This is a genomic window from Cupriavidus sp. GA3-3, assembly GCF_000389805.1.
Classification (GTDB): Bacteria; Pseudomonadota; Gammaproteobacteria; order Burkholderiales; family Burkholderiaceae; genus Cupriavidus; species Cupriavidus necator_D.
Genome location: NZ_KB944471.1, coordinates 43,444 through 66,323, shown reverse-complemented (window position 1 = coordinate 66,323; position 22,880 = coordinate 43,444). Strand labels below are relative to the sequence as shown.

The window sequence follows — 22,880 nt, the reverse complement described above, 5'->3', positions numbered from 1 at the left end:
TTAATGAAATATAGGCTAGCAGCATCGATGCCTGGCTGATTCGTGGTCCCTGCCCGCAGTCAAGGACCCGACCCCGGACAGGCGAGCGGAGATCTGGCTTGACGCGCGCCCGGAACCTGATTCCAATCCGGAAGTGACCTTTCCGCTATGACAGCCCCTCCGCATGGACCGCTTCGACGCGCTGCAACTCTTTACCCGGATCGTGGAACTGGGCTCCTTCACCGGCGCCGCCAGCGCGCTGGACATGCCACGCGCCACCGCCACGCACGCCATCAAGGAACTTGAGGCCCGCGTCGGCGCGCGCCTGCTGGAGCGCACCACGCGCCAGGTGCGCCCCACGCTGGACGGGCAGGCGTTCTATGAGCGCAGCAAGCGCGTGCTGCAGGACCTGGAAGACGCCGAGACCTCGCTCAGCACGCAGGTGGCCAACCCGCGCGGCACGCTGCGGCTCGACCTGCATGGCACCCACGCCACCATGATCATCCTGCCGCGCATCGGCGAGTTCCGGGAGCGCTATCTGCATATCGACCTGATCGTCAGCAGCGGCGACCGGCTGGTCGACCTGGTCGGGGAGGGCATCGATTGCGTGGTGCGTGCCGGCCAGCCGCGCGATTCCTCGCTGGTGGCCCGGCGGCTGGCGGAAATGCCGGAGGTGCTGTGCGCCAGCCCCGCATACCTGGCCGCGCATGGCAAACCGGAACACCCGTCGGAGCTGGCACAGCACATCGGCGTGGGATTCTTCTCGCGCAACCATGACCGCCGTTATCCCTTCACGCTGACCGTCGATGGCGAGGTGCAGGAGTTCAAGGCGCGCGGCTGGATCTCGGTAAGCGATGCCGAGTGCTATACCAGCGCGGCGCTGGCCGGCTGCGGCCTGATCCAGGTGCCGCGCTTCCGCGTGGAAGAGCACCTGCGCGCGGGACGGCTGGTGCCGGTGCTTGAGGCCTGGCCCTGCCCGGACTTGCCGGTGTCGGCGCTGTATCCGTTCCACCGGCAGCTGGCACCGCGGGTGCGGGTGTTTGTCGATTGGGTGGCGGGGTTGTACGTGGAGCGGTTCGGGCCGCTCCGGGGCGCGGCCTGAGGCATCAACAAGGCGCAATCAGGCCGCCGCGGGGCGCGGCAGCGGCCGTGCCGGCGCGGGTGCGGCTTGCGCCGGCTCGCTGACCGGCAGTGTCATGCCGATCCGGATCGCGTCCGCCTGCACCTGCGCGAACACGCTGCCGCCGTGCATGGTGGCGATTGCCTTGACGATGGCCAGCCCCAGTCCGTGGTTCTGCCGGCTGTCGCTGCGCGCGGCGTCGGCGCGGTAGAAGCGATCGAACAGCCGCTCGGGCCGGATCGTGTGCAGGCGATCGGATTCATTGCGCACGGCGATGGTCAGCGTGTCCGCCGATTGCGCGATCGTGACCGTCACCGGCCGCCCGGGCCGGCCGTGCTGCAGGGCGTTGCTCATCAGGTTGGTCAGCGCGCGCTGCAGCAGCGAGACGTTGACGCGCACGCGTGCATCGCCGGTCACGTGCAGCGTGGCGCCGGCTTCCTCGAACAGCATGTCGAGGAAGTCCGCGCTGCGCCGGACTTCCTGGGCGACCGAGACCTCGACCAGGTCGCGCGCCAGCGCCCCGCGGTCGGACTGCGCCACGAACAGCATGTCGATCACGATGCGGCTCAGGCGCTCCAGGTCTTCCAGGTTGGACTGCAGGATCTCTTCAAGCTGTTCGGTGCTGCGCGGGCGCGACAGCGCCACCTGGGTCTGGCCGATGACATTGCCCAGCGGCGTGCGCAGTTCGTGCGCGACGTCGGCATTGAAGGCGGATAGCTGCTGGTAGGCGTGCTCGAGCTTGTCGAGCGCGCCGTTGAAGGCATGCACCAGGCCGCCCAGCTCGGCGGGCAGGTCGGCGTCGGGCAGGTGCTCCAGCTGCTTGGGGTCGAGCGCGCCGGCATGTTGCGACAGGCGCTCGATCGGCGCCAGGCCGGACTTGGCAATGCGCCAGCCAAGCAGGCTCACCGCGATCACGCCGAGCACCGACGACACCACCAGGGCGATGCCAAGCGTGCGGCTGGTCTCGAAGAATGCCGCCTGGTCCACCGCGACCGCGAGCGCCACCTCGGGGCGATCATTCAGCGCCGGGATGCGGCGCTTCAGCATCAGGAAGCGGTGGTCGCCGAACTCCACCGCCCACACGTCGGGTGCGCGCGGGCTGGTGTCGGCCTCGCGCGGGAAGGGCTCGCCGTAGTCGAAGCGGGGGTCGGTACTTTCGACAAAGTAGCGCACGCTGTGATCGGCCGGCGTCAGGGTGCGCAGCATGGCGGCAAAGTGCTCCCATTGCTTTTCGGTGCCCAGGCCCGCGGCCTTGGTGCCGGCCAGGTCGAAGCGGGCGCGGATCTCTCCGAGCTGGCGCTTTTCCAGTTCCACGCACTGCACGCGGTACAGCACCATGCCGGTGACGGTGAAGACCAGGGCTGCCGCCAGCCCGAACATGGCGGCCAGCCGCGCCGCGATCGAGCGTTGCCGGTTCATGCGCTCAATCCGTCGCGGTGCTCCAGCACGTAACCCATGCCGCGGATGGTATGCAGCAGCTTGGCTTCGCCGGGCCAGTCCAGCTTGGCGCGCAAACGCTTGACCGCAACTTCGACCACGTTGGTGTTGCAGTCGAACGAGATGTCCCAGACCAGTTCCGTGATCGCGGTCTTGGACACGATCTGCGCCTGCCGCCTGGCCAGCACCGACAACAGCGTGAATTCGCGTGCGCTCAGTTCCAGGCGCCGCGTGCCGCGCGTGGCGCGCCGCGACAGCAGGTCGATGCGCAGGTCGCCCACGGTCAGCTGCGACGGCTCAGTCTGCCGGCCGCGCCGCGTCAGCACGTTGAGCCGCGCCAGTAGTTCCAGGAAAGAGAAGGGCTTGGACAGGTAGTCGTCGGCGCCGGCATCGAAGGCATTGAGGCGGTCATCCAGGTCGTCGCGCGCGGTCAGCATCAGCACCGGGGTCTGCTGCTCGCGGCGCAGGGACTTCAGCACCGAGACGCCATCCAGCGCGGGCAGCATCACGTCGAGCACGATCGCGTCGTAGGGCTCGGTACAGGCCAGGTGCAGGCCGTCCACGCCGTTGTGCGCGGTATCGACTACGTAGCCGTTCTCGGACAGGCCGCGGCGCAGGTAATCGACCGTCTTGATCTCATCTTCGACCAGCAAGAGTTTCATTGGTCCAATCCTCGGAATCTAAGCAATATAGAAGATGTGTGCGGCTCCAACCTGTCAATCCTGTCAGTTTCCCGGTGCCGCACCGAAGCTGTGCAGCCAGGCCTTGCGGCGCGCGCTCCGCAAGCATGACAGGAGCACGTGCCGCTTTTGTTCACACTGGTGGAAAAGACTGTTTGAAGACGCGCCGCCGCTCCAGCCTGACGCAATTGTCAGCGTTGCGTCAGGGTGGCGTCGGCTGCGCTCCCTAGACTCCATGCATGCCCGGCCGGGCCGGTTTTCCCACTTGCACAGGAGTCCTTCCATGACCTCACCCAAGCGATCCCACCACCACGACAGCACAGGCCACCGTTCCGCGCTGCTGCGCGCCCTGATCCCGACCTTGCTGATGATGGTCGGCGCAAGCATTTCGTTGTCGGCCAAGGCTGCACCGCGGGCCATTGACCCGTATACCGATGGAGCGGCCAGCGCGGCGACAGCCAAGGGCCGCTTCGATGTGTACAGCGACGGCGCCCGGGTGCGTGAACCGCGCGACACGTACACGGACGGCGCGCGCAGCGAGCCACGGCCCGCTGACGCGAACGGCTGAGCCCCGCAGCCCACCAACACCCATGCAGCCATCACGGCCTGCCATTAGGCGTGGCAGCGCCCGGCACCGCCGCCAGGGGCCGGCGATAGCGGGACAGCCGGTCCAGCGCGAGGTAGACCACTGGCGTGGTGAAGAGCGTCAGCGCCTGGCTGAGCAGCAGGCCGCCTACCACGGCCACGCCCAGCGGCTGGCGCAGTTCCGTGCCGGTGCCGAAGCCCAGCATCAGCGGCACCGCGCCCAGCAATGCGGCCAGCGTGGTCATCATGATCGGGCGCAAGCGTGTGAGCGCCGCCTCGTAGATCGCCTGGCCGGCGCTGATGCCGCGGGTGCGCTGCGCCGCCAGCGCAAAATCGATCAGCAGGATGCCGTTCTTCTTGACGATGCCGATCAGCAGGATCACGCCGATCAGCGCCATGATGGAAAAGTCGAACCCGCCCAGCCACAGCAGCGCGAGCGCGCCAATGGCCGCCGACGGCAGCGTGGACAGGATCGTCAGCGGATGCGCCAGGCTTTCGTAGAGCACGCCAAGGATGATGTAGACCGCCAGCAGCGCCGCCAGGATCAGCCAGGGCTGCCCGGCCAGGGCCTCCTGGAACGCCTGGGCCGAACCCAGGAACGTGCCCTGGATGGCGGCCGGCATGCCGATGCGCTGCCGTACCTGCTCCAGCCGTGCCACCGCATCGCCCAGCGGTGCGCCCGGCGCGAGGTTGAAAGACAGGTTGACCGCAGGGAGCATGCCGTGGTGCAGGATCGAGACCGGCCCGGCGCCCGGCGGCGCGATGCTCGCCACCGCGGCGAGCGGCACCATCTCGCCCGACAGCGGGGATCGCAGGCGGAACGACTGCAGCGTCTCGATATGCCCGCGCCCGTCGTCGTCGACTTCAAGCACCACCTGATACTGGTTGGTGTCGGTCTGGAACTCGTTGATCTGGCGCTGCCCGAAGGCGTTGTAGAGGGCCTCGTCGATATCGGCTGAGGTGAGACCCAGCCGCGCTGCCGCCGCGCGGTCGATGCGCATGCGGATGACATTGGCGCCGAGCTGCAGGTCGCTGGACAGGTCGCGGTAGAGCGGCTCGCCTTGCAGCGCGCTGGTGAGCCGCTGCGACCACGCATAGAGCTCGGCGGTTTCGTTGCCCTTGAGAACGTACTGGTACTGGGCCCGCGGCTGCCCGGCGCCGATGTTGATGTCCTGTGCTGCGCGCAGGTAGAGCTGGATGCCCGGCACCGCGGCCAGCCTGGGCCGCAGGCGGTCGATCAGGCCGCTGGCCGAGACGTCGCGGTCGGAACGGTCGTTGAGCACGATCCAGAAGCGGCCGTTGGCCAGGGTCTGGCTGCCGCCGGTCATGCCGACCGAATGGGTGACCGTCAGCACGGCCGGGTCGGCAGCGATGATGTCGGCGAGGGCGCGATGCTTGGCGACCATGTCCGCATGGGGGATATCCGCCGCCGCCTGCGAGGTGCCCAGCACGAATGCGGTGTCCTGCAGCGGGAAGAAGCCCTTGGGGATCAGCACGAAGCCTGCCACGCTGGCGCATACCGTCAGGCCGAACACCGCCAGCACGCGCGCCTGGCGCCGCAGGCACCAGCGCAGCCCGGCTGCATAGCGCTGCCCCAGCCACGTGGACAGGTCCGCCTGGCGCGCGCCCGTATCGTGATGCGCCTTGCGCATGGCGATGCCCGCCAGCGCGGGCGCCAGCGTCAGCGACACCACCACCGAGATCAGTATCGCCATCGCCGAGGTCAGCGCGAATTCGCGGAAGAGGCGGCCCACGACCCCGGACATGAACAGCAACGGGATAAACACCGCCACCAGCGACAGGCCGATCGACACTACCGTGGGCCAGACCTCGGCCACGCCGCGGCGCGCGGCCTCGCGCAGGCCGAGTCCGGATTCGCGGTAGCGGTGGATGTTCTCCACCACCACGATGGCGTCGTCGACGATAAAGCCGACCGCCACCACCACCGCCACCAGCGTGAGATTGTTCAGGCTGAACCCCATCAGGTACATCGCCGCGCAGGTGGCCGCCAGCGACACGCCCAGCACCGCCGTCACGATCAGCGTGGCCGACCACTCGCGCAGGAACAGCGCCATCACGCCGATCACCAGCATCACAGCGATCAGCAGGGTCAGCTCGACCTCGTGCAGCGAGGCGCGGATGGTGCGGGTACGGTCGTTCAGGATCTCCACGCGGACATCGGCGGGCAAGGCGCGCCGCAGGGACGGCAGCGCTTCGTTGATGCGATCGAAGGTCTGCACGATGTTGGCGCCGGGCTGGCGCATGACGGCGAGCGCCACGCCCGGCCGGCCATTCGGAAAGCCATTGACGTAGGCGTCTTCAGGCCCGACCGCAACCCGCGCGACGTCTTTCAGGAATACCGGGCCGCCGTTGCGCCAGGCCACGACAAGCTCGCGATAGTCGTCCGGTTCCAGCAACTGCCCATTGGTCTCCAGCGTGCTGACGCGCGCCTCGCCGTACAGCGCGCCCTTGGGCGCGTTGCGGCTGGCCGCGCGGATTGCGCCGCGGACGTCGGCCAGCGTCAGGCCCACGCCGGCCAGCGCCGCCGGCGAGGCCTGCACACGGATCGCGGGGCGGCGCAGGCCGGTGGCGTTGACCAGCCCCACGCCCGGCAGCTGCCCGAGCTGGCGCACCAGCACGCGCTCGGCGTAGTCGCTGACTTCGGTCAGCGGCAGCGTGTCAGAGGTGATGCCAAGGATCGCCACCGGACTGTCCGCGGGATTGACCTTGCGCCAGGTCGGCATTGCCGGCATGTCCGGCGGCAGCCGGCTGGTGGCGCGGTTGATGGCCGCCTGTACCTCTTGCACGGCGCTGTCGAGCCGGGTCTCCAGCGTGAACTGCAGCACGATGGTGACCGAGCCCAGCGCACTGGTCGAAGTCATCTCGGCAATGCCGGGGATGGCGCTGAACTGCACTTCGAGCGGTGTGGCGACCGACGAGGCAATGGTGTCCGGGCTGGCGCCGGGCAGCAGGGCGTTGACCTGGATGGTTGGCACTTCGGCTTCGGGCAGCGGTGCCACCGGCAGCTGGAAATATGCGGCCGCACCCAGCAGCACCAGGGCGGCAGCCAGCAAGGCGGTGCCGATCGGGTGATCGATGCACCAGCCATATAGCGAAGAGGATGATTTCACTTCAGGCTCTCGGGGCCGGGGTTGCGATCGGCACGGAGACGCGGCTGCCGGCGCGCAGCCGGGACTGGCCGTCCGACACCAGCTGGTCACCGGCGGCGACGCCCTCCAGCACGACCTGCTGGCGGTCCTGGTAGCGCACGCTGACGGGCACGATCTCCACGGTGTTGTCCGGCCTGACGCGGAACACATAAGGCTGGTCCTGTTCGCCGTAGCGCAGCACCGCGGGCCGGGCCACCAGCGCATCGCGCAGCAGCCCGGTGTGCAGCCGCACCGCGACAAACTGGCCCGGCCACAGCTCGCCGGCGCGGTTGTCGAACTCGGCCTTGACCCGGACCGCGCCATTGCCGGTGCCCACGCGGCTGTCGATCACCAGCAGGCGCCCCTGCGCCAGCGGCGCGCCGCCGTCGCGTGCATGCGCGTGCACGGCCGCGTTCGGGCCGCCGGCGCTCAGGTGTTGCAGCACCGGCAGCGCCGACTGCGGCATGGTGAATTCCACGGTGATGGGCGACAGCTGCGTGACGGTGAAGATCCCGTCGGCGTCGCCGACCCGCACCAGGTTGCCTTCATCGACGTTGCGCAAGCCGATGCGCCCGGCGATGGGCGAGCGGATGCGGGTGTATGACAGGCGCACTTCCTCGGCGACGATAGCGGCGCGGTTGCCCTGCACGGTGGCGCGCAGCTGCTCGACGGTGGCGAGCTGCTGGTCCAGCGTCTGGCGCGGGATGGCATCGGCGGCGATCAGCGTGCGGTAGCGCCCAAGGTCGAGCTCGGCCGCGCGCAGCTGCGCCAGGTTCATCGCCAGCGTGGCGCGGGCCTGACCCAGTGCGGCCTGGATCGGCCGGTCATCGAGCGAGGCGAGCAGCTCGCCGCGGGCCACCTGCTGGCCTTCGCGCACATGCAGGCGCATCAGCTGGCCGTCGATCTGCGTGCGCACCACCACGTCGCGCAAGGGCCGGACGGTGCCGACGCTTTCCGCCTGGCGGGCGACGTCGCGTGCCTCCACGCGCGCCACGCGCACAGGAACAGGCGGTGGCGGCGGTGGGGGCGCATCGGACTGGCTGCGCCGGACCAGGCCGAGCGTGCCGAGCGCGAGCACGCAGAGCGCCGCGGCTGCAAACCACAACCGTCGCGCATAAGGCCCGAGCGCCGCGAGCAGATAGGAGGTGAGGGAGAACGCAGGCATGGCAGTCGGACCCGCCGGATCCACAAGTCATTGGCATGCTGGTTTATAGCCAACGGAGGCGGTTGGAACGGTGACGCCGGCCTGTCAGGGCTGTCAGGAAGGCCGCGGCGCGCGCGCATGCGGTAGTCGCGGCGTGCTTGCTGACAGCTTTGCCAGTTGCCTGTCAGCACGCCGTTGGCTGCGGGCAGCTAAGCTACGCGGTTTATCGATTGGCAGGGCCGGGCCATCATGCCCGGAATCCGGCGCACGGCAGCGACGCTGCCAGTGAGGGCAGACGATGTGGAGGACAGGTTGAGATCCAACCGCAACAAGCTGAACGCAGCCAGGGCCGGGCTGGGTGCCATGGCACTGACCGTGGCAGCGTGCGCCGGCATCGGCAGCGGCGGCCCGCTGCCCGCGCGCGCGAGCTTCAGCGATTACCGTAGCGAAACCCTCAGCCAGCTGCAGGCGCGGCGCCACTTCCAGCTTGCCGACAAGGCAGCCGAACTCGCGTGGAACGGCCCCGGCGAATGGCTGCCGGCGCTGTCCCGTGCCGGAACGAAGCCGGAGAAGGGCATCCTGCTGATCCACGGCCTTGGCGATTCGCCGTGGTCGTTCCATGACCTCGCCCGGCAGCTCGCCGCGCAGGGCTTCCTGGTCAGGACCGTGCTGCTGCCCGGTCATGGCACCCGGCCGGAGGACCTGCTGGACGTGACGCTGGAAGACTGGCAGCGCGTGGTGCGGGAGCAGGCCGAGGTGCTGCGCCGCGATGTCGGGCAGGTCTACCTGGGAGGCTTCTCCACTGGCGCCAACCTGGCACTTGAATACGCCTACGCTCACCCGGACATGGCGGGGCTGGTGCTGTTTTCACCGGCATTCCAGTCCAACAGCCGCTACGACTGGCTGACCCCGCTGATTGGCTGGATCCGCCCATGGCTGCTGGAGCCGGACGGGCGCCGGCCGATGCAGAACGCCGTGCGCTACATGACGGTGCCAACCAACGGCTTCGCCCAGTTCTACCGCAGCAGTCGCGCGGCGCGCCTGCGGCTGGAGCAGGGGGCCTACGACAAGCCGGTCTTCATGGCGGTGGCGCAGCACGATTCGGTGCTCGATACCCGCTATTTGCTGACCGTGTTCCAGGACAGGTTTACGCATCCCGCAAGCCGCCTGATCTGGTATGGCCAGAGGCCGGAAACCACGGCGGACAGCGGCCGCGTGCTGGTGCGTGGCGATACGCTGCCGCAATTGCGGATCAGCCAGTTCTCCCATATGGGTTTGCTGTTCTCGCCGGCGAATCCGCTGTACGGGGAACAGGGCCGCCTGCGCATCTGCTGGAACGGGCAGGATGAGTTGGCGACGCGGGCTTGCGAGCGTGGCGAGACCGTGTGGTATTCGGACTGGGGCTATCGCGAAGCCGGCAAGGTGCATGCGCGGCTGACGTTCAATCCCTATTTCTCCTGGCAAGGCGAGGTGATCGCGGGGGTTTTCGCCGGCGCGGACTTGCGTGCCGGCGGCCGTGCGCCAGAAACGCAGCGCATGACGCGGGACGACAACGGCAGCAGCCCGCAGGCGATGTAGGCGAATGCAAGGCAGGCAAGCCACCGGCAGTCCGCGCCCGGCTCCGCCGCATGGAGGAAAACCCGGGCCTGTCCCACGGCGCATCAGCCTCTAACATGAAGTACCTGCCGCCATCGCGGCAAACAACGATAACGCGGAGACTTCATACATGGATCGTCGAAAGTTCCTGAGCGCCGCGGCCATCGCGGCGACCGCCGGCGTCGCGCCGCACGCCATCGCGCAGCAGTGGCCGGCGCGCGCCATCCGGCTGGTCGTGGCCTATCCGCCTGGTGGCGGCACCGACGTGGTGGCACGCTTGTTTGCCGACTACCTGACGCGCGTGACCGGGCAGTCGGTGGTGGTGGAGAACAAGCCCGGCGGGGCCACCATTCCCGCCACGCAGGACGTGATCCGCGCCAGGAATGACGGGCAGACGCTGCTGGTGACGCTGGGTTCCTCGGCCACCTCGGGCGCGCATATCAACCGCGTTCCTTACGACCCGTTGACCGACCTCACCGCGCTGGCGGAACTTGGCCGCGCCCCGGTGCTGCTGGCGGCCAACAAGGATGCGCCGTACTCCACGCTGAAGGAACTGATCGCCTATTCCAAGGCGAATCCGACCAAGCCGATCCACTCGGCCTCGTACGGTCCGGGCACCTCGTCGCACTTCGGTCCGCTGCTGTTCAACCGGCTGGCAGGCACCAACCTTGAACCGGTGCTGTACAAGGGCTCGGCGCCGGCCACGCAGGACCTCGTGGGCGGCGTGGTGCCGCTGATGATCGACGGCCTGACCACCGGCGTGCCGCTATACCAGGCCGGCAAGACCAAGGCGCTGGCCACCACCATCCCGGAACGCTCTGATCTGGCGCCCGGGGCGCCTACCTTCCGTGAGCAGGGCTTTCCTGAGATGGAGCAGCTCAGCGGCTATTTCGCGCTGTTCGGCCCCAAGGCCATGCCCAAGGCCACGGTCGATGCGGTCTCTGCTGCGGTGCGCAAGGTGCTGGCCGACCCGGCCTACCAGAAGCGGCTGGCAGGCGTTGGCGTGCTGCCGCCGCAGGCGGTCACGCCTGAGGCCTTCGCCGCGCAGATCCGGACCGATCATGCGCGCTGGGGGCAGTTCATCAAGGATATCGGCTTCAAGATCGATGGGTGAGGGCGCCGCGGCAGCGTCGGCGTGTGCGCGGGTGCATCGGCGTGGGTGGCGAGAGGCGGATTCTTGTCCATACTGAACTTGACTGGCGGGCTGTCGCTGCCCGCCGGGATCAATCGCCCAAGGAGAAGAATCGTGTTCAAGCACATCTTGCTGGCCACCGATGGCTCGGAACTGTCAAAAATGGCAATGGATGCGGCCATTGGTTTTGTCAAAGCCGGCGGCGCCAGGCTGACGGCCTATACGTGCATGGAAGAGTATCCCTACGTGGCGTCAGGCGATGCCGGCCATCCCAGGCGCAAGGCCTTCGAAGAGCAAGAGGCCGCACATGCAAGCGCCAGGCTGGAAGCGGTTGTTGCTGCGGCCAGGGCCGCGGGAGTCACATGCGAAACGGATATGACGACTTCGGTACCCTACAAGGGCATCATCGATGCGGCCGCGAGGCACGGGTGTGACGTGATCTTCATGGCGTCGCACGGCCGCAGGGGCCTGGAGGGGCTGCTGGTCGGCAGTGAAACCCAGAAGGTTCTTACCCACTGCCGGGTTCCTGTCCTCGTCTACCGCTAGACACTGCGCGGCGTGCCGCCGCGGGTGCTGGCGTACTGTCGAATCCACCTCACGGGGGGAACCTGCCATGACGGAAATGGAACAGGAGAAAGTCGTCGGTGTGCTGGATCGAATACTCGAAGCCGAGCTCGCCGGGGTTGTGCGCTACACGCACTATTCGTTCCTGATATTTGGCTTCGGCCGCATTCCCATCGTGTCGTGGCTGCGTGAGCAGGCGAATGAGTCGCTGCTGCACGCGCACCAGGCCGGCGAATGGATCACGACCCTCGGCGCCTATCCCTCGCTTGGCATCGGCGAGCTGCTGGACACCCACACGACCGATATCGGCGCGATCCTGCGTGAATCGCTCGCGACCGAGATGGAGGCCCTGGACCTGTACCGTGAGCTGCTAAGCCTGGTCGAGGGGCGCTCAGTCGCGCTGGAGGAGTATGCGCGGCAGTTGATCCAGCTGGAGGAACTGCATGCGGGAGAGGTCGAGAAAATGCTGCGCAAGCCCGGCCTTGCGGCGACGGTGCAGCCGCGACAGGGCTGATCTGGGCCGGCCCGCTGCCTTCTCGTGCGTGCAAAAGCGCGCGTGCCACAAGGTTTCGCCCCCATTGCTTTCGTCCCCGACGCCGGGAGCAGGGCACAGGCCGCGTCACCGCACCGGCCATCCACCCCCATCGCGCGCCGCGCCAACCGAGCTGGTTGCCAGCGCCAATGTCGCCGCGGCGGCGAGCGCTCCGTGATAGGCGTCAGCTGACGCGTTCCGTGCCGGCAGCAACTGGTTCTGTGCCAGGTTGGCTTCGGTGAGGTTCGCATGTGCGCGGCTATGGCAAATGCTTGCCGGGAAGCGTGGGTGCAGGTCCGCGCGTGCTGACCGGACGTGCGCTACGCGGATCGGCGGCTTGCCGGCCTGGCTTTGCCGTATTGTCCCTGCGCCCAGTGGGCGTGCCGCGACTGCTGTCGGTGCGGTGCGTCGGACCGGAGAACGCGCCGATCCTGACTTCCTCGCCCATCCCCCCGACGACATGCTGCGCAAAGGCGGCCCCCGAGGCGGTCAGCATGGCGATTGCCATCAGCGGGTACGCGTGGATCTTCTTCATTTTTGCCTGTTTTTCGTGTGGTGGGCCCGGGCGGGCAAGGTTCAAGCAGCGGAGGGTAAATCAAGCGGATGTCCGTGTATGTAAGCTATTGTTAGCGCGATTTGCTCCGCCAACCAAAGAATATGAAAAGTGCTTGTTAGCGCATGCGCGATCAAAGCGCCGCGGTGAAAGGCGGGATACCGGCCGCGACCATCAGCGCCATGGATAGCGGGAAGAGGGCGCTGATGTGTGCCGTGGCGCTGGCGAAGGAGTAGTGAGCGTAGCAATAGATCGCCGCCACCAGCATATAGACGGCCAGCCGGTGGAAGCCCTCGAGGTGTGCCCCGAACTCCTTGCCGAACCAGGCAACCATGCCGTACTCATTGAGTTTGGAGGCCAGCATGATCAGCAGGCCGATCCAGATCATGGTGTCCCAGGCGGATTTCTCGTTCAGGGCATCCTCCCAGGTCAGCACGCCGGTGATGAACAGCAGCGAGACGCCGAGAGCCGCCGCCAGCGTTGCGCCGATGGCCAGGTCCTCACCGAAAATCCAGAGCACCAGCAAGCCAAGGAAAATTGCCGCCATGATGATTTCCTTGGCGCCGATGATGGCGACGGCCGCCATGGGCAGGGGCGGTCATGATGCCGGCGATGGTGGTGACAAATACCGCGAACATGTGCCACGCCTTCACCGCGAGGCCGGCCGGCGCCGGCAGGAACCAGAGCACGATGCCGATTCCCACCGGGACTAGAAATCTCCAGAGATCTTTGAGATGCCCTGCGGGGGCCGCTGGCTTCGCGGCGGGGGAGCTTCCAGCGCCTGGCCTTCGGCCCGGATTCGCGCAACATCGATGATGACCACCTCCGCGCTCAGGGGCCAGTCCGTGAACGCCGACGTCAAATGTGGCGTGAGGGACGCGGGGCAGGCGAATAACCGTTCGTATGCTATGGTTTATAGACCTTTCCGGTAGAAGCGCCGGCGTCGTGCCGGCGCCGCCGAACGACGGCATGCCAGCAGACGGGGCTCGAGGAGTAAGTCATGCATCCCAGCAAGCTAATCGTGGCGGCGATACTTGCCGCGGCAACTCTTCCGGTGCTGGCACAGCCCGAGACGCGCGTGGACACGGTGTCGGGCGTGGGGGCTACCAGGACCACCGGCACGGTCAAGGCCACTGCCACGGTGGTGGCCATCGATGCCGCCACGCGCACCATTTCGCTCAAGAACAAGCAGGGCAAGGTCACGGACGTACAGGTCGGCGAGGACGTGCGCAACTTCGAGCAGCTCCGCGTGGGCGACATGGTCACCGTCGAGTACACGCAGGCCTTGTCAGTGGCTCTCGCCAAGCAGAGCGGCATGCGCTCCAGCACCGAACGCGAGATCGCCGAGCGGGCCGCTCCTGGCGCCAAGCCCGGCGGCATGGTCGGGCGCGAGGTGACGGTCACTGCCGATGTGGTGGCCGTCAACGCCAAGACCGGCATGGTGACGCTCAAGGGGCCAAAGGGCAAGACGGTGGACGTGCATGTCGAGGATCCGGAGCAACTGAAGGCGGTTAGACGCGGTGACCAGGTGCAGGCCGTCTACACCGAAGCCCTTGCCATTTCTGTCACGCCCAGGCGTGCCCGCTGAGTAAGGCGGCGCCGGGTGGGAGCATGCCAATGGGTTTTCTGCGGTGGTTGCGCTGGCGCAATGCGCAAGTCCATGCGCACGGCAAGCAGGAGATTGCCGAGCTGACCGAGCGCGTGACCCGGATCTATCCGCGCTTGCGGCTGGTGTCACGCTACCAGCAGCGGCTTCGGCCTGCGCTCGAGCAAGCGCAGGACTACGTGCGCGAACTCGTCCAGGGTCTTCCCGCGCCGCGGGAAGCCAGCATGCAGGCATGGGGTGACGATCCCTATGTTCACGCCTTCTTCGGCGCGCCGCGTGACGTGCCGCTGGCCTTCAGCCGCTCTCCTGAACTGCGCGCGTTCTTCGAACAGTCGCCCGATGCGCCGCAGGCGTTTGCGGTGCTGGGGATGGCGATGACCGAGCGGCGCACGCTCGGGGTTGCGCTGGAAGGGGATGTCATGCGCACGGAAGTGCCGCAAACCACCGTCAGTTTCGGCGATCACAAGGTCAGGATCATCGCTCGCAGCGAGGCCGCGCTGCGCGAGGAAATTGTCCGGCGCATGTTCGATCAGTTCAGCATGGAGGGTCTCGCCCGTTTCGCTGCCGGCAAGTCACGCCGCGACGTGCTCGCGCGCGAGCAGGCGCTGCTGGTGGCGCGCCTGCGCCTGCTCCAGCAGCAAGGCACCGGCATGCGTTCGGTGCTCGGCGGCGATGCCGACGCAAGTCCCGGCGAGCAGGCCGCCCTGGGCGGGCAGATTGCCGCGAACGAGCAGGAACTTGCGCAGCTCGGCCCCGAAACCGGGGCGCTTGACCGTCAACTGGAATGCCTGGCCGAGGTCCTGGCGGACGCACGCTCCTGCTTTTCCATCGAGCAAAGACACTTGCGGCTTAGTGCCATGAACGTGCTGCTCGCGGCGGACAGCGCGGGGCCGGCATACGACATCGACCTGCTCACTGCCCACGTCCCGGGCGATCCTCCACTGGTGCGATCCATCGCACTGGTGCGGTTCGCGCGTGGCGACATGCTGTCGCCGACCGCCCTGATCGAGGAGGCGGAGCGGCTGCTGTGACAGCGGGGATGGTGGCGCGCCAGGCAGTGGAGAGCGGCGCGGTGGAATGCGCGCTGGCGCTGGGCTTCGAGTTCATGCAGCCGGGCCCGCTGAAGAGCGCGTGGACTGACCGCGAGGCGGCCATGGTCGAGTTCACCAACATCGCCGCCCCGATGGTGCAGGATGCGGTCGAGGCCGGCGTGCCCGCGCGCGCTGACGCTGTTCGGCGGCGCCGGCCGCGAGCACATGCAGCGCTACGGCACCAGGCTGGAGACCTTCGCCAGGATCCGCGCCAAGGCCAGCCGCCACGCTGCCAACAACCCGCTGGCCGTGTTCCGCACCGTCGTCACGGAAGCAGACGTGATGGCCGAGAAGGTGATGTGGCCCGGCGTGATGACCCGCTCGATGGCCTGCCCGCCGACCTGCGGCGCCGCCGCTGCCATTGTCTGCACCGAAGCCTTCGCGAACAAGCACAACCTGCGCACCGACGTGCGCATCCTGGCCCAGTCGCTGACCACCGACGTGGCCCCGAGCTTCGAGCCGCCTTCGATGATCGGCCTGGTGGGCTTCCATATGGCCGAGGCGGGCGCGCAGGCCGTGTACGAGCAGGCCGGCGTCGGCCCGTCGGATATCCAGGTCTGCGAACTGCACGATTGCTTCGCGCAGAACGAGCTGCTGAGCTATGAGTCGCTGGGCTTCGCCAGGGCCGGCGAGGCCGAGATGATGGTGCGGGACGGTGACAACACCTACGGCGGCAAGGTCGTGGTCAACCCGTCGGGTGGGCTTCTTCATGTGCCTGAACAGCGATGTGTCGGCCGCATCGGGCATCGACCGCATGAAGGTGCTGCAAGTGGACCTGGGCCGCATCCTGCACGCTGAACAGGCCTTCGACTATCACCGCATGGCCTACGCCGGCGACACGCTGCACTTCGACACGACGGTCAGCGACGTCTACGACAAGAAGGGGGGCGCGCTGCATCTTGTCGTCAACACCACCCGCGTGACCAACCAGGACGGCGAACATGTCGCCGACATGCGCAGCACCCTGGTGGAACGCCGCGGCTGATCGCGCACAAGGAGAACAGAACCATGCAAGCCCCCCGTTTCGCCGACGTGAAGGTTGGCGACAAGCTGCCGAGAACGCATTGCCGGCTACAAGGTCCCCCGCAGCGTTGAATTCGTGGAGGCGTTGCCTTTGTCGAGCGTCGGCAAGGTACTCAAGCACGAACTTCGCAAGCAGCACTGGAAGTAGGCGTTTGCTGGCATGCAGCCTGCTCAAGCTTGCATGCTGACCGCTGCTTCACGCTGCGTGGGCACCACGACCGGGTTCAGGAATGCCGGCGCCAGGCCAGTCAACTGTTCCGCGGCCGCTCGCAAGGGCGGCAGGAAGCGCTTCACCGCTTCCTCCCTCGTGACTTCGCCCGAGGGCAGGTTGACGCTGATCGATGCCACCACGTTGTGGTGTTCGTCGCGTACCGGTACGGCGAGGCCTGCGATGTGCTGGTCGAATTCTCCATCCACCCACGCATAGCCATCTCGGCGCACGGCAGCGAACGCTTCAAGCAATGCTGCCTTGTCGTGCACGGTGCGGTCCGTGTAGGCGCGCAGGGAGGCCTCGTCGAGAAACTGCGAGAGAAATTCCGTGGTCTGGAAGCCCAGCACCGCCCGGCCTGGTGCTGTGGCGAAGGCCGGCACATGGCTGCCCACGCCAAGCCCCAGTGAGCGGATCTTCAGCGACGGAATGCGCAGGACATATACCGCATCGTGCCCGTCGAACACACACATGCCGCACGACTCGGTGACCTGCGTCCACAGGGTTTCCAGCGCGCGTTGCGCGTGCCCCCAGAAGGGCAGCGAGGTCAGGTAGGTCATGCCGAGGGTAAGGATCTTCGGGGTCAGGCGAAAACCCCGCGTTTCGGATTCCGCCGCATAGCCCAGCTCGCACAGCGTGAGCAGGATCCGCCGCACCACGGTCCGCGGCAGGCCAGTGGATGCCGTGATGCTGGCAACGGTGTGCGTGCCGCTGCGCCCGAGCGCGTGGATAACGGCCAGTCCGCGGGCAAAAGAGCGTACGAAGCCATCGTTGTCGGTAGTAGTCATGTCTGTACGAGGTCTGATTTCAGGTTGACATTGTAGCAAGGCCGGACGTAAAGTTCGAAAAAACGGGCGGTAATGACCGCTAGGCGGACATAAGTGTCCGAAAAAAATTAAACAGGAGACAACCATGAAGCGGCGTTTTCTTTGCCAGGCGCTAGCCTGCCTCGCTGTCGTGTCCACCTCGGGCCTTGCATTCGCCAACCCGTCCCCCGAGACCTTCCAGGCCAAGCGTCCTTTGCGCCTGATCGCGCCAAGTTCGCCCGGCGGCATCCTTGACCTGACCAGCCGCCTGCTCGGCAAGACGCTGTCTGAGCAGCTGGGGCAGCCCGTCGTCGTGGAGAACCTGCCTGGCGCGGGCGGCGTGATCGGGATGCAGGCCATGCTGCGCGCGGAACCGGACGGCCACACGCTGGTGATGGGCAGCCTTGGCCCCAATGCGGCCAACTACGCATTGCACGACAAGCTGCCTTACAAGTTCGAGGACTTTGCACCGGTGGCGCATGTGCTGACGATGCCGGACGTCGTGGTGGTCAACCCGAAACTGCCGGTCAAGACCATTGCCGAGCTGGCGGCCTATGCCAGGACGCGCCCCAACGGCTTGTCCATGGCGGTGTCGACGAGCGGTTCTTCCGGCCATCTCGCCGGGGACCTGCTGAAGCAGCGCGCCGGCATTACCGCCGTCGACGTGATCTATCGGGGCGCATCGCCGGCGCTGACCGACCTGGTGGCGGGGCAAGTCGATTTCATGGTGGACAACCTCATCACCGCATTGCCGCTGGTGCGAGCCGGCAAGCTGCGCGCGCTTGCGGTCACGACAAGGCAGCGTGCCCCGGAACTCCCGGATACGCCGACCATGGCCGAATCCGGTTACCGCGACTTCGACGTTTCGGTCTGGCTCGGCCTCTTTGTCTCGTCCAGAACGCCGCCCGCGGTGGTGCAGGCGTTGAATGTTGCCGTCAACAAGGCGCTGGCCGATCCTGCTCTGCGCGAGAAGCTGGCGCAGCAGGGCGGTACGGCCGCGGGCGGGTCGACGCGGCAGTTCGACAGCTTCGTGCGCGCCGAAAAAGCCCGCTGGGAGCAGGTCATCAAGGACGGCAACATCAAGCCCGAGTAAGCGCGAACAAATTCATCACTCTCTTCTTGCAGACAACGCCATGCAAAACAATTTCAAGGACAAGGTCATCCTCGTCACCGGAGCCGGCAATGGCATCGGCCGTGCCATTGCCATGCTGCTCGGCGCGCAGGGCGCCAGGGTGGTCGTCAACGACCTGGGCTCCAGCGGCAGCGGCGAGGGCAGTGATGCCGGACCAGCCCAGAAGGTGGTTGACGAGATCCGCGCAGCCGGCGGGAAGGCTGTGGCGAACACCGATTCGGTCGCGACTGCGGAGAGCGCGCAGGCCATTGTCGATACCGCCATCCGCGAGTTCGGCCGCATCGATGGCGTGATCAACAACGCCGGCATCCTGCGCGACCGCATCTTCCACAAGATGAGCACCGCTGAATGGCAGGCGGTACTGGATGTGCACCTGAACGGCGCTTACTTTGTCAGCCGTGCCGCGGCGCCTTATTTCAAGGAACAGCAAGGCGGCACCTACGTCCACATGACCTCCACCACCGGCCTGGTCGGCAATTTCGGGCAGGCCAATTACGCCGCCGCCAAGCTTGGCATCGTGGCGCTGTCGAAATCCATCGCGCTGGACATGGCCCGCTTCAATGTCCGTTCCAACTGTATTGCCCCGTTCGCATGGAGCCGCCTGATCGGCACGCTGCCCAGCGAAACCGAGGCCGAGAAGAAGCGCCTTGAGCGGATGCAGGCGATGAAGCCGGAGCAGGTTGCCCCGGTTGCCGCGTTCCTGTCTGGCGATGCTTCGGCGGACGTCAATGGCCAGGTGCTGGCCGTGCGCGGCAATGAGCTGATCGTCATGAGCCAGCCGCGCCCGGTGGCGTCGGTGCATCGCGCCGAAGGCTGGACGCTGGAGACGCTGGCGGAGCATGCCGTGCCGGCGGTGAAGCGCGCTTTCACGCCGCTGGAGCGCTCGCCCGAGGTGTTTTCCTGGGACCCGATCTGAGAACGGAGGTACGCAGCGATGGCCATCGACTATCACCGCCTGCGCTCGTGGGCGTTCTTTGACCAGGTTTCCAGCTATGCGGCGAATGACAACATTCGCTATGCGCTGAGCCTCGGCTTTGGCACCGATCCGATGGACGAGGCGGACTTGCCCTTTGTCTTTGAGGAAGGACTGAGCGTGGTGCCCACCTTCCTCGCCACCGTCGGCGCGCCAGGTGCATGGGCAAGCGACCCGGGTACGGGCATCGACTGGATGCAGATCCTGCACGGCGAGCACCGGATGCGCTTTTTTTCAGTGCCCGCGGCGTCTGGCGCGGTACGCAGCCAGACGCGCGTCAGCCGCGTGGTGGACAAGGGCGCCGGCAAGGGCGCGCTGGTGGTCACTGAGCGGCGCATCGAGGACCAGGCCAGCGGCGAGTTGCTGGCGACCGTCGAGCATGTGTCGTTCTGCCGGGCTGATGGTGGCTTTGCCTGCGCCGCCACGCCCGGCGATGCACCGCTCGAGCCATTGCCGGCGGTGCCGGAGCGCGCGCCTGACATGATCATGTCGATGCCGACCCAGCCTTCCGCGGCCTTGCTGTACCGCCTCAATGGCGATCGCAATCCCATCCACGCACTGCCCGCCGCCGCCCGGCAGGCCGGCTTCGAGCGGCCGATCCTGCATGGCCTTTGCACTTACGGCATGGCATGCCGGGCGCTGCTGAAGCAGGCTTGCGGTGGCGATCCGTCGCGCCTGGCCAGCCTTTCGGTGCGCTTTTCATCGCCATTCGTGCCTGGTGAAACGCTGCGCGTGGAGATGTGGCGCGGCGAAGGGCAGGTCCGGTTCCGTGCGCTCGCAGACGAGCGCAATGTGGTCGTGCTGAGCCACGGCGTCGCCGACCTGCATCCGTAATCAAGGAGTCAAGATGTCCGTGATCGAGCAATTCGCCCGTGCCACGCCCGACCGGGTTGCCTACCGCGTGGTGCCGTCCGGCCAGGCGGTGACGTGGGCCGAACTGGAGCAGCGTTCGCGACAGTGCGCTGCCGCACTGCTGGCTGCCGGTCTGCGCGAGGGCGACGGCATTGCCGTGCTGCTGGAGAACCATGTCCGCTATTTCGAGATCCTTTGGGCCGCGCACCGGATCGGCTTGTACTACACCACGATCAGCCGTCACCTGAAAGCCGACGAGGTGGAGTACATCGTGCAGGACTGTGGCGCCCGGGTACTGTTCTGCTCGGCGCAGACCCTTGGCGACCTTGCGCCCGGCGCCCTGGCATCGCTTCGGGTCACGCGGGTGCTTCTGGATGGGAGCGAGCCGGGCTACAGCAACTATGAAGCGTGGCTGGAGCAGATGCCGGCCGAGGTCACGTTGCCGCGCACGGTGGAGGGAACTGACTTCTCATATTCTTCCGGCACCACGGGCAGGCCCAAGGGCATCAAGCGTCCACTGCAAGGCGCCAACGCTTTTTTCCGCACCGGTGATGACGCTCGCCTGGGCTGGAAGTCGCTGGACCGCGATACGGTCTACCTGTCGACCGCGCCGTTCTATCACACTGCCCCGGTGCGCTGGAACATGGCCACGATGCGCGCCGGAGGCACCTCGGTCATGATGGAAAAGTTCGAGCCGCTGGCGGCGCTGGATGCGATCGCGCGCTACGGCGTGACCCATAGCCAGTGGGTGCCGACCATGTTCGTGCGCTTGCTGCGGCTGACTGCGGCGGAGCGCGAGCGCTTCGACCTGTCCACCATGCGCTATGCGATCCACGCCGCCGCGCCGTGTCCGATCTCAGTCAAGCAGCAGATGATCGACTGGTGGGGGCCGATCCTCTATGAGTTCTACAGCGGCACCGAACTGGTCGGGCGCACCTCGCTGGACTCCGTGGAATGGCTCGCGCACAAGGGGTCGGTCGGACGGCCCGAGTTCGGGCAGGTACACATCGTCGGCGACGATGGCAATGAAGTGCCGCAGGGCCAGACCGGCGTGGTCTACTTCTCCGGCGGCGGGACCTTTGCTTACCACAATGATCCGGAGAAAACCCGGCAGGTCTATAACGACCGTGGGTGGGCCACCTATGGGGACGTCGGCTACGTCGATGCCGACGGCTTCCTTTACCTCACGGACCGCCTTGCCAACACCATTGTCTCTGGCGGCGTCAATATCTATCCGCAGGAATCCGAGAACGTGCTGATGAGCCATCCGGCGGTCTTCGACGTGGCGGTGGTCGGCGTGCCGAATACCGAGTTCGGCGAGGAAGTGAAGGCGGTGGTCCAGTTGCACGAGCCTGAGCGGGCGTCGCCGGTCCTGGCCGAAGAACTGATCGCGCTTTGCCGCAGCAGGATCTCCCCGATCAAATGCCCGCGCTCGGTCGACTTCGTCGCGGCGCTGCCGCGCACCGAAACCGGCAAGCTGCTCAAGCGCGCCGTCAAGGCCAGCTACTGGCCAACCGAAAACCGAATCGCGCATTGAGCGCAACTGATGCCATGTCCCGACAAGAAGCCAGCTACCACGCGCCGCGCAAGATGTTCGCGCCGGAGCACGAGATGTACCGCGACAGCGTCGCCCGTTTCCTGGCTGACAAGGTCATGCCCGGACACGCCGAATGGGAAGCCGCCGGCCTGGTTCCGCGCGATCTCTGGCGCGATGCCGGCGCCCACGGCCTGCTGTGCCCCGGCTTGCCCGAAGCCTACGGCGGTGCCGGCGGCGACTTCCTGCACAGCGCCATCGTGGTGGAAGAGATCGCCCGGGCCCTGGCCAGCGGCGTGACGGGGTTCACCACGCACTCGGAGAACGTCGCGCCGTACCTGCTGGAGTTCGGCACCGAGCCGCAGAAGCGTGAGTTCCTGCCGCGCATGGCCAGCGGCGATGTGGTTGGATCGATCGCGATGACCGAGCCGGGGGCGGGTAGCGACCTGAAGGCCATCCGCACCAGCGCTGTCAAGGTGGATGGTGGTTACCGGCTCAACGGCCAGAAGACCTTTATCACCAATGGCTACCACGCTGACCGCGTGCTGGTGTTCGCCAAGACAGAGCCGGCCGCCGGTGCGCGCGGCATCAGCCTGTTCTGGGTCGACACCACCAGCCCCGGGTTCAGCCGCGGCCGCCTGCTGGACAAGATCGGCCAGAAGGCCCAGGACACCGCTGAACTCTTCTTCGAGGACGTCCTCGTGCCGGACGACATGCTGGTCGGCGAGCGCAATGCCGGCTTCGGCTACGCCATGAGCGGGCTGGTGCGTGAGCGCCTGCTGATCGCCTTGCGTTGCGCCGTGGCGCTGGAGGTGGCGCTTGACTGGACCATCGCGCATGTCAAGGAACGCCGTGCCTTCGACAAGGCGCTGATCGACAACCAGTTCATCCGCTTCCGCCTGGCCGAAATCAAGACGCATGCGTGTGCCACGCGTGCCTTCGTCGACAGCTGCCTTGAACAATACCTGGCCGGCACGCTGACGCCCGATGGTGCCGCCATGGCCAAGTACTGGGCCGGCGAGGCCACGCGGGCCATCGATGACCTGATGCAGTTCTTTGGCGGCTACGGCTATATGCGCGAATACCCCATCGCCCGTGCCTACACCGACGTGCGTCCGAACCGGATCTACGGCGGTTCGGCCGAAATCATGCGCGAAGTCATCGCGCGCGCACTCTGAATTCAC

The 22,880-nt window shown here is 66.9% G+C and carries 21 protein-coding genes and 2 pseudogenes; 15 read left to right on the top strand and 8 right to left on the bottom strand.

Annotation, left to right across the window (positions count from 1 at the left end; genetic code table 11):
• The first annotated feature begins 163 nt into the window (after window positions 1-163).
• Window positions 164-1,081 carry a LysR family transcriptional regulator gene (locus C265_RS10295; protein ID WP_010810573.1) on the top strand — a complete coding sequence of 306 codons (918 nt, stop codon included), beginning with the start codon at window positions 164-166 and terminating at the stop codon, window positions 1,079-1,081.
• Window positions 1,082-1,099: 18 nt separating this feature from the next.
• Here C265_RS10295 and C265_RS10290 read toward each other — a convergent pair whose 3' ends face one another.
• Window positions 1,100-2,518: a heavy metal sensor histidine kinase gene (locus C265_RS10290; protein ID WP_010810574.1), complete on the bottom strand. Its 1,419-nt coding sequence runs from the start codon at window positions 2,516-2,518 to the stop codon at window positions 1,100-1,102.
• On the bottom strand, window positions 2,515-3,198 hold the full coding sequence (locus C265_RS10285) for a heavy metal response regulator transcription factor (protein WP_010810575.1): 684 nt from the start codon (window positions 3,196-3,198) through the stop codon (window positions 2,515-2,517). The genes C265_RS10290 and C265_RS10285 overlap by 4 nt, the downstream gene beginning before the upstream one ends.
• 301 nt (window positions 3,199-3,499) lie before the next feature.
• Between C265_RS10285 and C265_RS10280 the strand changes: the two genes are divergently transcribed.
• The gene (locus C265_RS10280) at window positions 3,500-3,784 is read left to right on the top strand and encodes a hypothetical protein (RefSeq protein ID WP_010810576.1); all 285 of its coding nucleotides are present in this window, start codon (window positions 3,500-3,502) and stop codon (window positions 3,782-3,784) included.
• Window positions 3,785-3,815: 31 nt separating this feature from the next.
• On the opposite strand, the gene C265_RS10275 is transcribed toward C265_RS10280, so the two are convergent.
• The gene (locus C265_RS10275) at window positions 3,816-6,932 is read right to left on the bottom strand and encodes an efflux RND transporter permease subunit (protein WP_010810577.1); all 3,117 of its coding nucleotides are present in this window, start codon (window positions 6,930-6,932) and stop codon (window positions 3,816-3,818) included.
• 1 nt (window position 6,933) lies between these two features.
• Complete coding sequence (locus C265_RS10270) at window positions 6,934-8,115, bottom strand: efflux RND transporter periplasmic adaptor subunit (RefSeq protein ID WP_037024073.1); 1,182 nt, start codon at window positions 8,113-8,115, stop codon at window positions 6,934-6,936.
• 291 nt (window positions 8,116-8,406) lie between these two features.
• Here C265_RS10270 and C265_RS10265 point away from each other — a divergent pair, with 291 nt between their 5' ends.
• From C265_RS10265 to C265_RS10250, 4 genes are all read left to right on the top strand, one after another.
• Window positions 8,407-9,672, top strand: a complete 1,266-nt coding sequence (locus tag C265_RS10265) for a carboxylesterase (RefSeq protein ID WP_010810579.1) — start codon at window positions 8,407-8,409, stop codon at window positions 9,670-9,672.
• Between the two features lie 148 nt (window positions 9,673-9,820).
• Window positions 9,821-10,804: a tripartite tricarboxylate transporter substrate binding protein gene (locus tag C265_RS10260; protein ID WP_010810580.1), complete on the top strand. Its 984-nt coding sequence runs from the start codon at window positions 9,821-9,823 to the stop codon at window positions 10,802-10,804.
• Window positions 10,805-10,936: 132 nt separating this feature from the next.
• On the top strand, window positions 10,937-11,368 hold the full coding sequence (locus C265_RS10255; protein WP_010810581.1) for a universal stress protein: 432 nt from the start codon (window positions 10,937-10,939) through the stop codon (window positions 11,366-11,368).
• Between the two features lie 67 nt (window positions 11,369-11,435).
• Window positions 11,436-11,900, top strand: a complete 465-nt coding sequence (locus tag C265_RS10250) for a bacterioferritin (protein ID WP_010810582.1) — start codon at window positions 11,436-11,438, stop codon at window positions 11,898-11,900.
• A gap of 277 nt (window positions 11,901-12,177) precedes the next feature.
• On the opposite strand, the gene C265_RS10245 is transcribed toward C265_RS10250, so the two are convergent.
• The 3 genes from C265_RS10245 to C265_RS32830 form a co-directional block, all read right to left on the bottom strand.
• Window positions 12,178-12,453, bottom strand: coding sequence for a hypothetical protein (locus C265_RS10245; protein ID WP_010810583.1), 276 nt, complete (start codon window positions 12,451-12,453; stop codon window positions 12,178-12,180).
• A 151-nt stretch (window positions 12,454-12,604) separates the two neighbouring features.
• The gene (locus C265_RS31340) at window positions 12,605-13,057 is read right to left on the bottom strand and encodes an anion permease (RefSeq protein ID WP_010810584.1); all 453 of its coding nucleotides are present in this window, start codon (window positions 13,055-13,057) and stop codon (window positions 12,605-12,607) included.
• Window positions 12,972-13,442 (bottom strand): anion permease, encoded by a 471-nt coding sequence (locus C265_RS32830; RefSeq protein WP_234788213.1) that lies wholly within the window; start codon window positions 13,440-13,442, stop codon window positions 12,972-12,974. Before C265_RS32830 ends, C265_RS31340 begins: the two co-directional genes overlap by 86 nt.
• A gap of 29 nt (window positions 13,443-13,471) precedes the next feature.
• Between C265_RS32830 and C265_RS10235 the strand changes: the two genes are divergently transcribed.
• From C265_RS10235 to C265_RS10220, 4 genes and pseudogenes are all read left to right on the top strand, one after another.
• Window positions 13,472-14,059: a hypothetical protein gene (locus C265_RS10235; RefSeq protein WP_010810585.1), complete on the top strand. Its 588-nt coding sequence runs from the start codon at window positions 13,472-13,474 to the stop codon at window positions 14,057-14,059.
• A gap of 29 nt (window positions 14,060-14,088) precedes the next feature.
• A complete protein-coding gene (locus C265_RS10230; RefSeq protein WP_010810586.1) occupies window positions 14,089-15,108 on the top strand; it encodes a hypothetical protein in 1,020 nt (339 codons plus the stop codon).
• A pseudogene (locus tag C265_RS10225) lies at window positions 15,108-15,876 on the top strand (lipid-transfer protein); the annotation flags it as partial. The gene C265_RS10230 and the pseudogene C265_RS10225, both read left to right, overlap by 1 nt.
• A gap of 55 nt (window positions 15,877-15,931) precedes the next feature.
• Window positions 15,932-16,153 (top strand): annotated as a pseudogene (locus C265_RS10220) (MaoC family dehydratase N-terminal domain-containing protein); the annotation flags it as partial.
• Window positions 16,154-16,362: 209 nt separating this feature from the next.
• Here C265_RS10220 and C265_RS10215 read toward each other — a convergent pair.
• Window positions 16,363-17,187 (bottom strand): IclR family transcriptional regulator C-terminal domain-containing protein, encoded by an 825-nt coding sequence (locus C265_RS10215; RefSeq protein WP_010810590.1) that lies wholly within the window; start codon window positions 17,185-17,187, stop codon window positions 16,363-16,365.
• A 124-nt stretch (window positions 17,188-17,311) separates the two neighbouring features.
• Here C265_RS10215 and C265_RS10210 point away from each other — a divergent pair, with 124 nt between their 5' ends.
• Genes C265_RS10210 through C265_RS10190 form a run of 5 tightly spaced genes read left to right on the top strand, consistent with a single transcriptional unit; the run spans window position 17,312 to window position 22,874 of the window.
• The gene (locus C265_RS10210) at window positions 17,312-18,298 is read left to right on the top strand and encodes a tripartite tricarboxylate transporter substrate binding protein (protein ID WP_010810591.1); all 987 of its coding nucleotides are present in this window, start codon (window positions 17,312-17,314) and stop codon (window positions 18,296-18,298) included.
• Window positions 18,299-18,338: 40 nt separating this feature from the next.
• A complete protein-coding gene (locus tag C265_RS10205) occupies window positions 18,339-19,253 on the top strand; it encodes an SDR family NAD(P)-dependent oxidoreductase (RefSeq protein ID WP_010810592.1) in 915 nt (304 codons plus the stop codon).
• Window positions 19,254-19,271: 18 nt separating this feature from the next.
• A complete protein-coding gene (locus C265_RS10200) occupies window positions 19,272-20,144 on the top strand; it encodes a MaoC/PaaZ C-terminal domain-containing protein (protein WP_010810593.1) in 873 nt (290 codons plus the stop codon).
• Between the two features lie 13 nt (window positions 20,145-20,157).
• Complete coding sequence (locus C265_RS10195) at window positions 20,158-21,699, top strand: acyl-CoA synthetase (RefSeq protein ID WP_010810594.1); 1,542 nt, start codon at window positions 20,158-20,160, stop codon at window positions 21,697-21,699.
• Between the two features lie 14 nt (window positions 21,700-21,713).
• On the top strand, window positions 21,714-22,874 hold the full coding sequence (locus C265_RS10190) for an acyl-CoA dehydrogenase family protein (RefSeq protein WP_010810595.1): 1,161 nt from the start codon (window positions 21,714-21,716) through the stop codon (window positions 22,872-22,874).
• Window positions 22,875-22,880: the final 6 nt, after the last annotated feature.

Excerpts from the sequence above, each read along its gene's own strand:
- C265_RS10295 (WP_010810573.1), top strand. The coding sequence starts at position 164 with ATGGACCGCTTCGACGCGCTGCAACTCTTTACCCGGATCGTGGAACTG.
- C265_RS31340 (WP_010810584.1), bottom strand. The coding sequence starts at position 13,057 with ATGGCGGCCGTCGCCATCATCGGCGCCAAGGAAATCATCATGGCGGCA.
- C265_RS10190 (WP_010810595.1), top strand. The coding sequence starts at position 21,714 with ATGTCCCGACAAGAAGCCAGCTACCACGCGCCGCGCAAGATGTTCGCG.
- C265_RS10215 (WP_010810590.1), bottom strand. The coding sequence starts at position 17,187 with ATGACTACTACCGACAACGATGGCTTCGTACGCTCTTTTGCCCGCGGA.
- C265_RS10290 (WP_010810574.1), bottom strand. The coding sequence starts at position 2,518 with ATGAACCGGCAACGCTCGATCGCGGCGCGGCTGGCCGCCATGTTCGGG.
- C265_RS10235 (WP_010810585.1), top strand. The coding sequence starts at position 13,472 with ATGCATCCCAGCAAGCTAATCGTGGCGGCGATACTTGCCGCGGCAACT.
- C265_RS32830 (WP_234788213.1), bottom strand. The coding sequence starts at position 13,442 with ATGCCGTCGTTCGGCGGCGCCGGCACGACGCCGGCGCTTCTACCGGAA.
- C265_RS10245 (WP_010810583.1), bottom strand. The coding sequence starts at position 12,453 with ATGAAGAAGATCCACGCGTACCCGCTGATGGCAATCGCCATGCTGACC.
- C265_RS10270 (WP_037024073.1), bottom strand. The coding sequence starts at position 8,115 with ATGCCTGCGTTCTCCCTCACCTCCTATCTGCTCGCGGCGCTCGGGCCT.
- C265_RS10200 (WP_010810593.1), top strand. The coding sequence starts at position 19,272 with ATGGCCATCGACTATCACCGCCTGCGCTCGTGGGCGTTCTTTGACCAG.
- C265_RS10285 (WP_010810575.1), bottom strand. The coding sequence starts at position 3,198 with ATGAAACTCTTGCTGGTCGAAGATGAGATCAAGACGGTCGATTACCTG.
- C265_RS10205 (WP_010810592.1), top strand. The coding sequence starts at position 18,339 with ATGCAAAACAATTTCAAGGACAAGGTCATCCTCGTCACCGGAGCCGGC.
- C265_RS10260 (WP_010810580.1), top strand. The coding sequence starts at position 9,821 with ATGGATCGTCGAAAGTTCCTGAGCGCCGCGGCCATCGCGGCGACCGCC.
- C265_RS10230 (WP_010810586.1), top strand. The coding sequence starts at position 14,089 with ATGGGTTTTCTGCGGTGGTTGCGCTGGCGCAATGCGCAAGTCCATGCG.
- C265_RS10195 (WP_010810594.1), top strand. The coding sequence starts at position 20,158 with ATGTCCGTGATCGAGCAATTCGCCCGTGCCACGCCCGACCGGGTTGCC.
- C265_RS10210 (WP_010810591.1), top strand. The coding sequence starts at position 17,312 with ATGAAGCGGCGTTTTCTTTGCCAGGCGCTAGCCTGCCTCGCTGTCGTG.
- C265_RS10250 (WP_010810582.1), top strand. The coding sequence starts at position 11,436 with ATGACGGAAATGGAACAGGAGAAAGTCGTCGGTGTGCTGGATCGAATA.
- C265_RS10280 (WP_010810576.1), top strand. The coding sequence starts at position 3,500 with ATGACCTCACCCAAGCGATCCCACCACCACGACAGCACAGGCCACCGT.